This window comes from Neolewinella aurantiaca, from assembly GCF_008014675.1.
GTDB classification, from domain to species: domain Bacteria; phylum Bacteroidota; class Bacteroidia; order Chitinophagales; family Saprospiraceae; genus Neolewinella; species Neolewinella aurantiaca.
This window is the reverse complement of the sequence record NZ_VOXD01000027.1, coordinates 36,637-51,312: the sequence shown is the minus strand read 5'-3', so window position 1 is coordinate 51,312 and position 14,676 is coordinate 36,637. Positions and strand designations below refer to the sequence as shown.

The 14,676-nt window shown below is 55.9% G+C and carries 6 protein-coding genes; 5 read left to right on the top strand and 1 reads right to left on the bottom strand.

Annotated elements, in window-relative coordinates; genetic code table 11:
* The first annotated feature begins 6 nt into the window (after positions 1-6).
* The 4 genes from FUA23_RS16340 (at position 7) to FUA23_RS16325 (ending at position 9,875) form a co-directional block, all read left to right on the top strand.
* The gene (locus tag FUA23_RS16340; protein WP_147931837.1) at positions 7-1,572 is read left to right on the top strand and encodes a RagB/SusD family nutrient uptake outer membrane protein; all 1,566 of its coding nucleotides are present in this window, start codon (positions 7-9) and stop codon (positions 1,570-1,572) included.
* 81 nt (positions 1,573-1,653) lie between these two features.
* Positions 1,654-3,132 carry an arylsulfatase gene (locus tag FUA23_RS16335; protein WP_147931836.1) on the top strand — a complete coding sequence of 493 codons (1,479 nt, stop codon included), beginning with the start codon at positions 1,654-1,656 and terminating at the stop codon, positions 3,130-3,132.
* 757 nt (positions 3,133-3,889) lie between these two features.
* Positions 3,890-5,809: a sulfatase-like hydrolase/transferase gene (locus tag FUA23_RS16330; RefSeq protein ID WP_147931835.1), complete on the top strand. Its 1,920-nt coding sequence runs from the start codon at positions 3,890-3,892 to the stop codon at positions 5,807-5,809.
* 91 nt (positions 5,810-5,900) lie between these two features.
* Positions 5,901-9,875 carry a sulfatase-like hydrolase/transferase gene (locus tag FUA23_RS16325; RefSeq protein WP_147931834.1) on the top strand — a complete coding sequence of 1,325 codons (3,975 nt, stop codon included), beginning with the start codon at positions 5,901-5,903 and terminating at the stop codon, positions 9,873-9,875.
* 149 nt (positions 9,876-10,024) lie between these two features.
* On the opposite strand, the gene FUA23_RS16320 is transcribed toward FUA23_RS16325, so the two are convergent.
* Entirely contained in the window at positions 10,025-13,222 is a 3,198-nt protein-coding gene (locus FUA23_RS16320; RefSeq protein ID WP_147931833.1) for a glycoside hydrolase family 2 TIM barrel-domain containing protein, read from the bottom strand.
* 267 nt (positions 13,223-13,489) lie between these two features.
* On the opposite strand from FUA23_RS16320, the gene FUA23_RS16315 reads away from it, so the two are divergent.
* Positions 13,490-14,626: a T9SS type A sorting domain-containing protein gene (locus FUA23_RS16315; protein WP_147931832.1), complete on the top strand. Its 1,137-nt coding sequence runs from the start codon at positions 13,490-13,492 to the stop codon at positions 14,624-14,626.
* Positions 14,627-14,676 lie beyond the last annotated feature (50 nt).

The following is a 14,676-nucleotide window of genomic DNA, read 5'->3' as shown; positions in this document are numbered from 1 at the left end:
GATAAAATGAAAAACAATATATATTCTCTACTGACCATAGTGGTCGCCCTCTTCACGGTGCTTTCATTCTCCGCGTGTGAAGACTTTCTCGAAGAAGATTTCCGCAGTGGTATTACTACAGATAACTTCTTCAACAACGACGCCGAGGCTCTTCTGGCAGTCAATGGAACCTACCGGATCCTGCACCGTGCCAGCCTCTACAAGACCCGTGGCCTTGACAACTACTATGTGAACGGAACCGATGAAGTAGGCCCGAACCGTAATGTGAACGGGCAGATCCACAACTACCTCATTGGCGAAGGGGTTTCCGACGGCGCAGACACCTGGAACTCCTGCTATGAACTGGCCCGGAACGCTGCACTGTTCCTCGCCAGCGTAGAAGGCAACGAGAAACTTTCTGAGTCCATTCGTAACCAGGTTACCGGCGAGCTTCTCTTCATGCGGGCACTTGCCTATTTCCACCTCACCAACCTGTGGGGAGACGTGCCTTATTTCAGAGAACTGCCTTCGACGGAAGAACTCTCCGTAATCGAACGAACCGACAAAGTGCTGATCCGCAGCGAAATGAAAGAAGACCTCGACCGCGCTTTCGACCTGCTGCCATCAGAATACGGCAGCAGTGAACTGGGCAGGGTCTCTAAGTGGGCCGCCGCAGCCCTCAAGGCAAAGTTCCACCTGCTGGACAGTGAGTGGCAGGACTGCCTGACTGAATGCCAGGAAATCATCGACAACTCTCCTCACCGCCTGCTGGACAACTTCGCCGACGTTTTCGATCAAAACCCATTGACCGATCAGTACAACGACGAGCACATCTTTGTAGTAGACTTCACCAAAGACCCCGTTGGCAGCGATGGCAACACCCAGCGTACCGATGACTACAACCCCCGTATCCGTGATGAACCAGCGAACCGCAACGTTCGCCCCGGAGGAGACGGAACGCCAACCAACGTGGAACTGCTCTCGGCTGCGCTTGCTGAACAGGGAGAAGACATGACCGGCTACGGTTGGGCGATTCCTCTGCCCGAAATTGCAGACCCCGCAAACTGGGAAGATGGTGACCTCCGTTACGACGCATCCATTGTTACCGAATACCTCGGCTTCCAGCTTGCATTTCCCTACTACCGCAAAAACTGGAACCTCAATCAGGAGAACTCTCCGCGTGGCAACCACCCGGAGAACTACATCGTATTCCGGTTGGCCGACATCTACCTGATGGCAGCCGAAGCAGAAAACGAGCTGAATGGCCCCGCCAATGCTTACACCTACGTGAACACCGTTCGTGCCCGTGCTTTCGAGCCCGACCGCCCGTGGTCCGGCATGTCACAGCAAGAATTCCGGGAAGCGATGTACGACGAGCGCAAGTTCGAACTGGCTACCGAAGGCCACCGCAAGATGGACCTCATCCGTTGGGGTATCCTGCTCGAGACAGTGATGAACACCGAGCATCGCTCATTCAACAACCCTGCGGCCAACATCCAGCCAAAGCACGTACTCCTGCCGATTCCGCTGGCCGAAATTCTTCTTAATCCGAACCTTCTTAATAGCGACCCTTCTAATAACGGTTACCGCTAATGGACCGTCGTCCGGGCAACTCCTATTGGAGCCCGCCCGGGCGACCTCCATTTTATCCAGACCTCCTTAACAACTGAATTTATGACATTCTACTACCAGGCGCTGTGTGCGGGTGCGGGGCTCTGCCTGCTACTGCTCTCGGGCTGTTTTAATTCTGCTGAACCAATCAATGAGGCCGCATCGGAGTCTTCAACCGTTAAGCCAAACATCATCTACATTCTGGCCGACGACCTGGGATATGGTGACCTGAGCTGCTACGGCCAAACAAGATTCAGCACCCCGAACATCGACCGGCTTGCGGCCAACGGAATGTTATTCACACAGCATTATTCGGGTGCCACAGTTTGTGCACCTTCCCGTTCTGCGCTGCTTACCGGGCAACACACCGGGCACACTTTCATCCGGGGCAACTACGAGATTCAACCCGAGGGTCAGTACCCGATCCCCGACGAAACAAACACCATGGCTGAGGCGCTGAAAGATGCCGGTTATGTCACCGGAGCCTTTGGCAAATGGGGCTTGGGTTATCCTGGTTCTGAGGGAGACCCCAACAAACAGGGTTTCGACACCTTCTACGGCTTCAACTGCCAGCGCCTGGGCCATCACTACTATCCCGATCACCTGTGGTCTAACCAAGACTCCATCGTGCTGGAGGGCAACAGCGGGCTCAACAAAGAATCCTACGCTCCGGACATGATCCATGACCAAACCATGGCCTTTTTGGAGGAGCATAAAGACACTTCTTTTTTCCTCTACGTTCCTTCTATAATTCCGCATGCTGAGTTGATCGCCCCGGATTCTATCCTTGCCGAATATGAAGGCAATTTTCAGCCCGAAAAGCCCTATGAAGGAGTAGACAGCGGCCCTGAGTACAGAAAAGGCAAGTACGGCTCGCAGCCAACGCCCCACGCGGCCTTCGTTGCGATGATCCGTATTCTCGACCGTCAGGTCGGAGAGATCGTTCAGCGGGTCGAAGAGCTGGGTATTGCGGACAATACCCTGATCATCTTCACCTCCGACAACGGGCCCCACCGCGAAGGCGGAGCCGACCCCGACTATTTCGACAGCAACGGAATCTACCGTGGCACAAAACGCGACCTCTACGAAGGAGGCATCCACGTGCCCATGATCGCGAGCTGGCCCGGTAAGATTGAGGCCGGCTCCCGGACCGATCACGTTTCCGCGTTTTGGGACGTCTTTCCTACCCTGGCCAATCTTGCGGGAGCCGAGCCTCCATCCGCAACGGACGGCATCTCTATGGTTCCGACCTTGCTAGGACAAGGTGAACAGGAACAGCACGAATACCTTTACTGGGAATTCCACGAAAAAGGAGGCCGCCAGGCCGTGAGGAAGGGCGACTGGAAAGCAGTACGCTACAACGTAAAAAAGAACCCCGACTCCAACGTACAGCTCTACAACCTGAAAAACGATCCGGGGGAAAAGACCGACATCGCCCTCGAACACCCCGCAGTAGAGCAGGAACTCCGCCTGATAATGGACAATGCCCGCACGCCATCCGAGGTCTTCTCCTTTGGCCAGGAAGCATATAAGGGTGATTAGATCTCCATCCTGTTTTTTGCACCTGCGTCTGCGCCCACTTCTACGGCGTCTCTCTGTAAGCACCTTTTCAGGCGCGGCCGCAGGTGCAATAATAGGTTATTCAGCAGCCAGAAATAGTTTACCCTTTCATCCTGAAAGGCGTGGTTAAACCCATTTTTCTTCCTGTCCGGCAGCAGCTGCAGGTAAGAGAAACTCCGTTTTGTCTTCACCAAAAAATTAAATCATGCAAAAACTGTTTTCCTCCCTCCTGCTGACCGCTTCACTGGCCACACTAAGTGCTCAAGTGACGCAACTCACCAATTATACGGGCGGACAACTGATGGCAAGGGTACTGACATAATTCAGTTATACCGACGGGCAGGCGGACCAAAATGGTACTTTCTACTATATCGTCAAAACGGAGAACGACACCGGAGAGAGCTAACGCACCGACGGTGGAGAGCTGAAAAACCCGGTGCGCGAAGTAGCGGAGACTCATCATTCCCGCTGTCCACCCCCAATGCAACTTATGAGGTGTATGATCCTGTGGGGCGCAAGGTCCTGGCCTAAAATATAGCCGGCACCAGCACCCGGGAGGTTCCTATGGAAGTACCAGCCGGCACCTTTTCCTTCGGATAAGCACCGGGCAGGGAAGACAACAAGTATTTAAAATCATCAAACAGTAACTACTAGTGATTTGGCCGGGGCGGAGCAGAAATAACGACAATTACGTGTTATCGGCTACCGCCCCTTTTTACTGTTCAGAAAATATAAGTGTATGTGCCAGTTCCGATCTGCGACCGTCCTTCTTTGCCTGCTCCTGGGCAGCCTGCTTTGCACCTGCGGCCCCGCCCCGGAAAGCGCTCAGGGTCACCTGGAGGAAAGCGAGAAAAGACCCCCAAACATCCTGTGGCTGTCGGTAGAAGACCTGAGCCCCAACATCGGAGTCTACGGCCATCCCCTGGCCCGCACCCCGAACATTGATGCACTGGCAGGCAAAGGCACCTTGTACAAGCGCGCCTACAGCAACGGTGTGCAGTGCAGCCCGGCGCGCTCCACCCTGATCTCGGGAATGTACGCCCCGATGCTGGGCACCGATATGCACCGCGAAGCCCGGGCCGTGCCGTCAGAATTTTATTTCCCGCGCCTGCTGCGCCAGGCGGGCTACTTCACGACCAACAACGCAAAAAGAGACTACAACGACAGCGACATCCCAACCGATGTATGGGATATATCGAAGAACAAAGCACACTACAACAAACGCCCCAACCCCGGGCAACCTTTCTTCGCCGTTTTCAACCTGGGTACAACCCACATGAGCCGTCTGACCAAGACTCCCATCGGGAAACGCGCGGGACGGATCACCGACCCGGCAAAGGTCTCGGTTCCGCCCTACATTACCGACCTCCCCGAAGTGCGCGACGACATCGCCTGGCACCTCGACGCCGTCGCTGAGATGGACACCTGGGTCGGGGAGCAACTCGCTGAACTGGAGGCATCCGGACAAGCAGACAGCACCATCGTTTTTTTCTTCAGCGATCATGGCGGCTGCATCCCGCGCGGGAAAGCGTACACCTACGAAACCGGCGGACGCGTGCCGTTGATCGTTTACGTGCCGCCAGCCTACCGGGAACTGGCCTACCCCGACGGGCAGCCGGAAACGACGGGCCGGCTGGTTGCCTTTGCCGACTTCGGCCCTACCCTGCTCAACCTGATTGGTGTACCGGCTCCGCCCGCTATGGTTGGCCGGCCCTTTCTTGGGCCGGAAAGCAATGCGGCCAGCAATATCGCTGAAGATGTTTTCCTGTTCCGGGCCAACCAGGCGGAGACCTACGCCCCCTCCCGCGCCCTCGTAGAAGAACGCTACAAGATCATCGCCAACTACCAATCAGCTTATCCCGACGGTACGCCGCAAGCGTTCCAGTGGCAAATGCCGGGTCAAAGGGCCTGGCAAAAGTCATGGATGACCGGCGGAGGCAACGAGCGCAGTAATCGTTTCTGGCGGCTCAACCCACCCTACGAACTGTACGACGTACAGGCAGACCCGAACGAAGTCAACAACCTCATTGACGTACTGGAGTTTACTCAAGTCGCCGACCGGATGAAAGCGAAGCTATCGGCTCACCTGCGGGAAATCAATGACCTCGGATTTTTACCCCCCGGCATGAGAGAACCCCAAAACCCTCAGCCGCTGTACGAGCGGGTGCGGGGGACAGACCGGGACATCGGTGCCATCATCGCAGCCGCAGAACTGGCCATGGATGCCGATCCAGAATCAGCTTCTCAGTTGATCGGCTTCTTATCCGCCGCAGACCCCGCCATCAGGTACTGGGGCGCCTCCGGCCTGGCTGGTTTGGCGCGCCGCAGCGGCGGCGTTGTTCCCGGCGCAGACCTGATCGAATACATCGCGAAAGAGACGGCGCCCGAAGTACGGGCGCTGCTGGCCGAAGCAGCAGTATACGCTGGCCACAGCCCGGGCTACGATGCCTTGCTGGCCGAATTAATAAACGACAACACTGCCGCCTTTGCCAGCTTGCAAAACCTGGGCAAAATCGCAGCGCCGCTGAACGCCAAACTCATCACTATCTACCCTCAGGTGAAACCGGCCTTGCGTTTTCATCTTCGTTCAGCGCTCATTAATACTGGTCGCCTTCCCTACGAAAACCTCCTGCGGGAAGAGCCAGACTTCACCAGGTAAATTCATTTCTCACGCCGGCATTCTTTGCGGCGCGGACGCAGGATGCAATGACCGTTGATACATCCGTATGCCCACTACTAAATCATGTTCCATGCTCAAAATTCGCCATTTACTTTCTCTGCTGATCTTCACGCTTGTAGTCGCTGCGTGTGCTACGAGCAACAGGACCACTGCGGCTCCTCCCGCCCTGAAGGAAGATGCTCCCAATATTGTCCTGATTGTAGCCGACGACATGGGCTGGGCAGACCCCGTTTACATGGGCAACACCGTCTACCACACCCCAAACCTCGACCGATTGAGTGAAAGGAGCGTCAACTTTACGCAGGCCTACTCCAGTGCATCAAACTGCGCACCGAGCAGGGCGGCAATGATGAGTGGCCTGTGGCCCCAGCGAACGGGCGTTTACACCGTCAGCCCCTCTGCGCGGGGCAACGATAAACACCGCCGACTGATCCCGACAGACAACGCACACTTCCCTCCCGCTGATGTTGAGCTCCTCCCACAATTCCTGCAACGGCAGGGATACCGGACGGGGAACTTCGGCAAGTTCCATATCGGCGAAGACCCACTGACAAGAGGCTTTGACAAAAACGTAGCCGGCAGCAAATACGGGAACCCCAAGGGGTCCTACTTCAGTCCGTACAACATCCCGAACATTGAGAACGGGCCACAGGGCGAATACCTGACAAACCGGTTGGGAGATGAAGCCGTCAAATTCATTCAGGATTCAGGGGATGATCCTTTCTTTCTCTATCTGCCGTTCTATTCCGTACACACTCCCATCCAGGCACCGGATACGATGGTACAGCGCTACCTCGGCCGTCCCGGTATCAAAGACAAGAGGCACGCCACCTACGCAGCGATGGTAGAAGTGCTCGACCGCAACGTCGGAAAAGTCATCGCTCAACTCGAAGAAAGCAACCTGGCCGAAAACACCATCATCGTTTTCACCTCAGATAACGGTGGAGTAGACAAAATTTCTGATCAGAAGCCTCTTCGTGCGGGTAAAGGTGCTTACTACGAAGGAGGAGTCCGGGTTCCGCTGTTAATCAGCTGGCAGGGCAAAATTGCGTCCCGCGAAGACCCAACCCCCGTCACCAACCTCGACATCTACCCCACTCTGGCCGACCTGGCCGGGCTGGAGACACCCGCCCGTTCGCTGGACGGTGCCAACCTGAGTTCGCTGCTCCTAAGCGGACAAAGCCTTGCGGCCCGAAACCTGTACTGGCACTTCCCCATCTACCTCGAAGCCTACCAGAAGACCGGAGCGGAAAGCCGCGATCCGCTCTTCCGCACCCGGCCCGGCAGCAGCCTGCTCGCCGGAGAATGGAAGCTACACGAATACTTCGAAGACGGGAGCCTGGAGTTGTACAACCTAACCACCGACCCCGGCGAACGCAATAACCTGGCCGCGACCCTACCCGCCGTACGTGACTCGCTCCACCGTCAGCTCATTACCTGGCGGGAACGGACGAATGCACCGGTTCCCACGGAGGCCAACCCCGCTTTCGACGCGATGGCCATGAAAGCAGCGGTCAAAGAGGCAAGCGTTGTCGGTATTAACATCAACACCTCCGACGGGCACCCCCTGGAGGTGGGCAGCAGCGGCTTCAACGTCCGCATTGCGGACAAAGTCTGGAGTTATACCCATCCCGATTTCCGGGAAGCCGTGGCCCAAACCCGGCCGGGCTGGCTGCGCTTCTTCAGCGGAACCATGGGCGACGCTTTCAACGCTGCGACCGGCCTCTACGATAAAGATTACTACCTGATGATGGACAAGCAAAACCAGTACATCAAAGGGTATGAATTTACGGCCGCGAAGGGGCCGCACCTCATCAGCGACCTGAACGACTTACTGGGCTCCTTCGGTTCCAAGTTGATCGTTACGATCAATGGCTTCACGGAAACACCGGAGACCACGCTGGAACTTGCCCGTTTCTGCAAAAACAACAACATCGAAGTGGTGGCCTGGCAGTTTTGCAACGAGCCTTACTTCTACATCCCCGCCCGGAAGCGCTACTGGTGGAACGACGGCTACGACTACGCCCGCAAGATGAAGCCCCACGCCGAGGCCATCCGGCAGGTTTTCCCCGACGCGCAAATGGCGCTGAACTTTACATGGGACGGGATCTGGGACTTCGCCAAAGAGATCAACCGCTACCAAAAAGAACACGGCGCTTACTGGAACGTATTCAGCAAACACTCCTACGCTACGCACGTAGGACACCGCGAAACCTTCCCCGAGGCATTCCGCCGGGCGAATACGCGCTTGCCCCAGGTAACCTCTCCCGCAGCAATGGCAGAAATCGAAGAATACACAGCCAAAGACATTCCACTCATGATCACCGAATTCGGGGTATGGAACCTGGGCCTGGGTGACATACAATCTGCCATCTACAACGCCGAGTACACCCTGCGCCAACTGGCCCATACCAATGCCTGGTACATCGGCAGCCACGAGGTGAGTAATAAAGGCGTCCCTGTACGGAACCGGAATAAAGAGATGCTCGAAGCCTACGCCGCAGGGACTTTGGGGGAATCGGACTCATTACGCACCGGGGTACGGCTCACTCCCGAAGGCAAGGCTATGCACATTGTTCACGAAGCAACGAACAACGCCAACCACTCGTGGGCCGCTGAGATTGACAATATGATCTACCTGCCCGGCCTGAAGGGGAAAGCGGAAGAAGGGCTTTACGCCCGGGCGTTTCGGGGAACCGGGAAAGAAGATTATCTGCTGGTAACCAACCGCAGTAGTGAGCGCCGCCCGCTTTCCGTCAGTATTGATGGCAAAGCACTTTCCGGTTCCGTCCGCATCCATTACTTCTCGGACACCGACCAGGTGGCGAAAGATTTTGAACTGCGGAAAGAAGAAATCGCTGCTGAAGCGCTTGAACTGCTTCCGAATTCCGTTGCACTGATTTCGTGGACAGCAGAAAACGAAGAGCGCCTTGCGGGTACCCGGATTTACCGCCTGGAAACGGGCAAAGGTTCCGCAACCCTGCACTGGTCTCCGGTAACCGGAGCTGATCGTTACCTGATCGACTACAGCACGGCTGGTGGCCCGACCTCCACCATCGAAGCCAAAGGTGACAAAACGAAGCTGACCGTTGACGGGTTGGCTCCGGGCAAGGAGTACTCTTTCACCGTCCGCCCTGCCAGACGAGCGGTAATTGCACCCGCGTCCGCGCCCGTACCCTCAGTACAGGCAGCACCGGCAAAGCCCTCTTTCTACCAGACCGCTACCCGAGACAATACCATCACCGTGCAGTGGCGCAGCGTCCCCTACGCCGACGGGTACCGCCTGCAAATACGCAACGACAAAACCGGCAAGACTGAAACCGTTGAGGCCGGCAGGGCCTTCGGGTACCGGTTTGAAAACAAGGCGTTTGCCATTCCGTACACCATCACCGTACAGGCATGGAACGGCTACGGAACCAGCCCGGCTTCGACGGCAGTAACCATCACTCCAGACGAAAACCTACCGCTGCCGGCCCGCAACGTATCTGCCGTCGCAGCTGAAGACGGGTCCGTTGAAATCAATTGGCTAAGCCAGGACAGCTCCGCCAATTTCCGTGTTTACCGCGGCGAAAAGCTCCACGAGTTTGACCTGCTTGCCGACAACGTAAAGGGCACCAGTTTTACCGACCGGACCCGCCCGGAAGGAAAGGAATATTTCTACACCGTGACGGCTATTAACGCCAGCGGCGAGTCGAATCACTATCCCAACGTAGCCACTATAATTGAACTCAGTGACCGGGTCGAGGTCAAGATCACATCACTGGAGCAACTGCCCTCCGGCGATTTTGTAGCCAGGGGGACCATCAATGGCATTCCGCTATCGGAGGAATCCGAAGTGGGGCTGGCCATAAGCGACGTAACCTACCTTAACGTTGAAGAAACGAATTTTACGGGCGCGTTCGCAGGTGCAAAATCGGGTAAATTCACCGTGTCAATTCCTGCCGGGTCGGTTACAAGCGGTAAGACTTACGCCGTGCGGGCATTCGTAAAATCAGCCGGAACGGTGGTTTACAGCCAGGCACCTTACCGGAACATCAAGCCGTAGTTTTATGCCTTCGGCGGCAGCGCAGACTTCTGTGATTTGCTACCAAATCATTGCTCTCCGGAAGGGCCTTAACCATGCGGGGCCGTTGATTCACGATAGAATCAACGGCCCCGCATTTTGAAGTAAGCCAATAAGCCCAGAAAAGCCGGTTATTCTGTTGGACTCCAACGGAAAGTGAAAGAGTACGCCTTTGCCGCTATCCGGTAAGCCTCGATCGGTGCAGCGTTCATATCCCAGCTGTTGTTCCCACCAACTCCGGCGTGCCGGTGATCGAGGCTTAAGTGAGTGCGGCCGTCCTTTTGAAGATCGTAGGGATGTTTGGCGGCCTCCAGGTTTTCGCGGGAATACGGCAACGCGCTAAAATGAAACAGGTCTGGAGCGGTGATGCTGATACCACGCCCCGCCTCGTTGCGGAGCGTAAGGCGGTGGTTATCCGTTCGCAGGCCAGCTTCCTGAGGAACCGGGTATTCTTCGAAAGCATCAGCGACGGCGACTTCGTAGTAGCCGGGGTGAGTGGCCGCGTTGCGGTCGGGGTAGTTATCGAAGGGGCCACGGCCGTGCCACTGTACGGTACCGAACGTTGCCGGCAGCGTGGTACGTAAACCCAAACGGGGTAGTTCCGGCAACTGGGTTAGAGGGTTGAAATCGGTAGTGACGGAGACGGTGCCATCGGCTGAGATGGTATAGTTCATGCGGAGGGCAAGGTCTCCGTCGAGCAGGCGGTAATCGGCGGTAACGGTGGTCGTTTTCACGCCGATGTCGTGGGAGAAGGAGATGAGCTCCGCTGTTTTCTCCGCGTTGGTATAGTTGCGGATGCCGGGCCGGCGGGGGAAGTAGCCCCGCACGTCGTTGTCGGTGGGTGCCCGCCAGAGATTGGGCTGCAGCGGAGCGTTGAGGACAGTGTCTCCGGCAACAAGGTAATGGGTCAGCCAACCCGTTTGTACATCGAAGCCAAGCGACCAGTCTTTGCCGGACAGGTTCAAAGCGCCCGGATTAACGGTTCCGGTTATAGACCCGGCGACAGCCTCAGCTACGGGGCGGGGTTGGTAGACGGGCAGTTCGAACTGATCGGCGGCAACGATGTGTCCCGCTGGTGCCCAAGCGGTTTTTGCTGGCAGTTCCCCGCTGATGCGCAGGTAGTACCGGACGCCGGCCCGGGGATCAGCTACCAGCGGTGCGGGCAATTTCAGGGTGAAGACGAAGCCCGGCTCACCCTTTGCCTCAAACGTCCCGCTTTGCACCTGCGCGCCGTCGCCCACTACTTCCCACTTCCACTTCAGCTGGTCGAGATTGGTAAACTGAAAACGGTTTTTGATGGTATAGTTCTCCTCGTCCTGTTGTTCAAAAACTACCGGCTGAAACTGATATTTCACTTCCTTGAGAGCAGCTTTGGGCTTTTGATCGGACGTAAGCAGGCCGTTCATGCAAAAGTTGTTCGAGTTGGGCTTGTCTCCGTAATCACCACCGTAGGCGAAGTAGACCTCACCCGCCGCCGTGGTGTCCTGCAAACCCTGGTCCCGCCAGTCCCAGATATAGCCACCGGCAACGCGGGGGTATTTGCGGATCACCTCCCATAACTCCGGGAAGTTACCCAGTGAATTACCCATCACGTGGGCGTACTCGGTCAGGACGATTGGTCGGGTATCTCCGTTGTCTTCCCGTGCCAGGATATCGAGCTGACGTGGCGTTGGGTAAAAGCGCCCCAGCATGTCTACCGCATCAGGATCGCGGCCGTTGGAGAGCTTGTTCTGAAATACGTCTGCCTTAAAATTCGGTGCATTGGTGTTGATGTAACCCGGTGCCGTAGGGTCGCCTTGCGCCCCTTCGTAGTGAATGGGGCGCGTAGGATCAAAGTCGCGTACCCAGGCGCCCATTGCAGCGTGAGATGGGCCGTAGCCACTCTCGTTGCCCAAAGACCAGAAGACGATACTGGGGTGGTTTTTGTCGCGTTCAATCATCCGGATCATCCGGTCCATGAAGGCGTAGGTCCAGGTAGGATCGTTAGAGAGGGCTCCGCCAAGGCCATGGGTTTCCAGGTTGGTTTCGTCCATTACGTACATTCCCAGCTCGTCGCAGAGATCATAGAAATAGGGATCGTTGGGATAGTGGCTGGTACGGACCGAGTTGATGTTGTGTTGCTTCATCAGTTCGATATCGCGGCGCATCGATGCCCGGCTGACGGCTTTGCCAGTCAGGTGATCATGATCATGGCGGTTGACGCCCATGATGAACGTTGGTTCTCCGTTGACCACCCACTCTCCGGCAGCGTTAAAAGCTGCGTGCCGGAAGCCGACCCGACTGCTTTTAGCCTGCAGGAAATTTCCGCTTTCATCGTGCAGGGAAAGCACCAGTGTGTAAAGGTTCGGATGTTCAGCAGACCAAAGTTTCGGCTTCTGGATGGTATCGGAAATCAGGGCAAAGGGAACGTTGTCACGCTGGGGGTAATTCTCCTTCAGGGCTTTTCTGAGCGGCATTTCGCGGGCGGTACCAACCTGCTCTCCCGCCGGACCATAGAGTTGGGTCCTGAGCATAAAGCCTTCGGCTTTTTTACGGTCAGCGACGGTAAATTCCGGCCGCAGATCGAGGTAACCGGTTTGGAAGTCTGAACTGAGGCGTGGGCGGGCATCCCAATCGTTGAGCCGATTGGATAGCTCTCCGAGCAAAAGGACTTCGCGGTGGATACCACTGAGTCGCCACATATCCTGATCTTCGAGGTAAGAGCCATCGCTCCAGCGATAGACCTTGAGGGTTAAGGTATTATCGCCTGCTTGCAGCAGGCTCGTAATGTCGAATTCTGCCGGCAAACGGCTGCCCTGACTGTACCCTGCTTCCCTCCCGTTGATCCACAGGCTGAAAGCCGAACTAACTCCGCCGAAATGGAGAATCACATCGCGGCCCGACCAATCGGCCGGCACCGTAAAGGAGCGCTGGTAAAAACCGACCGGATTGGTACGACTGATGAACGGAGGGTTCTTTTTGAACGGGTAGGCGATGTTGGTATAGATCGGCTGTCCGTGGCCCTGGGTTTCCCAGTTGCCCGGCACCGCGATGTTGCCCCAGCGGACTTTTTCTACCGAAGCAGGAGTTTGTGGCGCTTCATTTGCGTCGGGGTAAAATGCAAATGACCACTGGCCGTTCAGCGACTGCATTGCGGCGCGGTCGCGGTCCATGCTCAGCGCGTCGGCCTGGCTGCCGTAGCTGTACTGGGTGGTTCTGGCCGGTAGTTTGTTCTTGCTGATCACCAACTGGTTTTGCCAGTCGGGTTGATCCTGTGCGGAGAGAGAAATGCTGCTGATTATAAAAAGGAGCAGGCAGGAAAAGGAATTAGTAAATAAAGAAGTGTGCATTGATCGACAAAATTAATTAGTCGCGCAAGGTCTGAACTGGCCGTTGAACCAGTGTCTCAAATCAGGGGGGCATTGGTATCAAATCAGGATAAAGTGCAATTCACAGATAGAGATCAGTATCTTGGGCGCAAACCAGATTGTCGCTCAACCCCCTCCCAGCCTCCCCACACCGCTGCGCTGGGGAGGAGCAATCGCGACAATCTGGTTTGCGCCCAGTATCTTTAGGTAACCTATCAACGCTCCTTTCGAAGAAAAACACACCAAAAAATGATACGTTTCCTATTGTTACTAGCCCTCGTAGTCCCTACTGCTTTCAACCTTTCCGCCCAGTGCGAAGACCTGACTACAAACTGCCCCGAAGACCTTTCTTTTAACCTGAAAGCAGGCGAATCCGACACCACATTCGTCGTCTCTCCGCCGGACACAAATCAGTGCGGAACTGCAAACCTCTACTACACCATCAACGGCCCCGTCGGGGCCGCCGGGCGTGGTGTACCAGGTGAATTCGGGTTTGAGACCGGGACATCAGAACTCACCTATCAATACTCAGAAAGCCGTTCCGGGGAATTCACTCAGGATGCAGCCCTACTGCCCGACGGAAACGGCTCGGAATACGAAGTGTCCTTCGAGGTTATCGGTACGGGAGGAAGCGATCAGACTGTCGGTGAAGCTGGTGGTTTGGCTCGAATCTGTGCCGTGATGGAGCACAGCTACCTCGGAGACCTGGACATCTGGATCACTTGCTCTGATGGAACAGCCGTTAACATCCATACATATGACCCTGCGAGCGATGTAGGCCGCCAGTTGCTCGGACAAGGCGATGAGAGCACGGTTACTCCTGACCCGCCCGGTCTGTACTGCTGGTCTGTCGGTGCACCCAACACAATGTCAGAGCACGTAACGATTTTCAACGTCGGCTCTAATCAAACTATGCCAGACATTGATTACAAACCTGAACAGCCACTCAGCCGGTTCGATTCTTCCCTTATTGCTGGCGAATGGAATTTGCACTTTCGGGATAATCTGGCCCGAGACAACGGCTCTGTTGCCAGTGTATTTGTTGATTTTGGCACCAACCTGGCACCTCCCTGCGTTCAGGAAGTAAAGATCAACCAGGGAACTGTTTCCAATACCGAGCCCGGGCTTGTGATACCGGAGTTGCGGGCCTACCCCAACCCCGTCACTGATCAGCTTACCATTCAGGCCAACTCAACATCCGGAAGTCAGGCTACACTCGAAATTTACTCCCCTAACGGGCAATTGCTGGAGACGAGGTCGGCATACCTTTCTGCGGGAGAGAATACTTTCCAGCTATCCGCCAAAGACTGGCCGGTTGGCGTTTATTCCGTCCGGGTTACCGATGGTAGTTCTGAGCGGTGGACAAAGGTGGTTAAGACCCAATAGTGTTTATTAAGCTTAATTAACCGGCACCCTGTTTACGATTGCTTACTTTT

Coding starts and splice junctions, on each gene's coding strand:
- FUA23_RS16340 (WP_147931837.1), top strand. CDS start 7: ATGAAAAACAATATATATTCTCTACTGACCATAGTGGTCGCCCTCTTC.
- FUA23_RS16335 (WP_147931836.1), top strand. CDS start 1,654: ATGACATTCTACTACCAGGCGCTGTGTGCGGGTGCGGGGCTCTGCCTG.
- FUA23_RS16330 (WP_147931835.1), top strand. CDS start 3,890: ATGTGCCAGTTCCGATCTGCGACCGTCCTTCTTTGCCTGCTCCTGGGC.
- FUA23_RS16325 (WP_147931834.1), top strand. CDS start 5,901: ATGCTCAAAATTCGCCATTTACTTTCTCTGCTGATCTTCACGCTTGTA.
- FUA23_RS16320 (WP_147931833.1), bottom strand. CDS start 13,222: ATGCACACTTCTTTATTTACTAATTCCTTTTCCTGCCTGCTCCTTTTT.
- FUA23_RS16315 (WP_147931832.1), top strand. CDS start 13,490: ATGATACGTTTCCTATTGTTACTAGCCCTCGTAGTCCCTACTGCTTTC.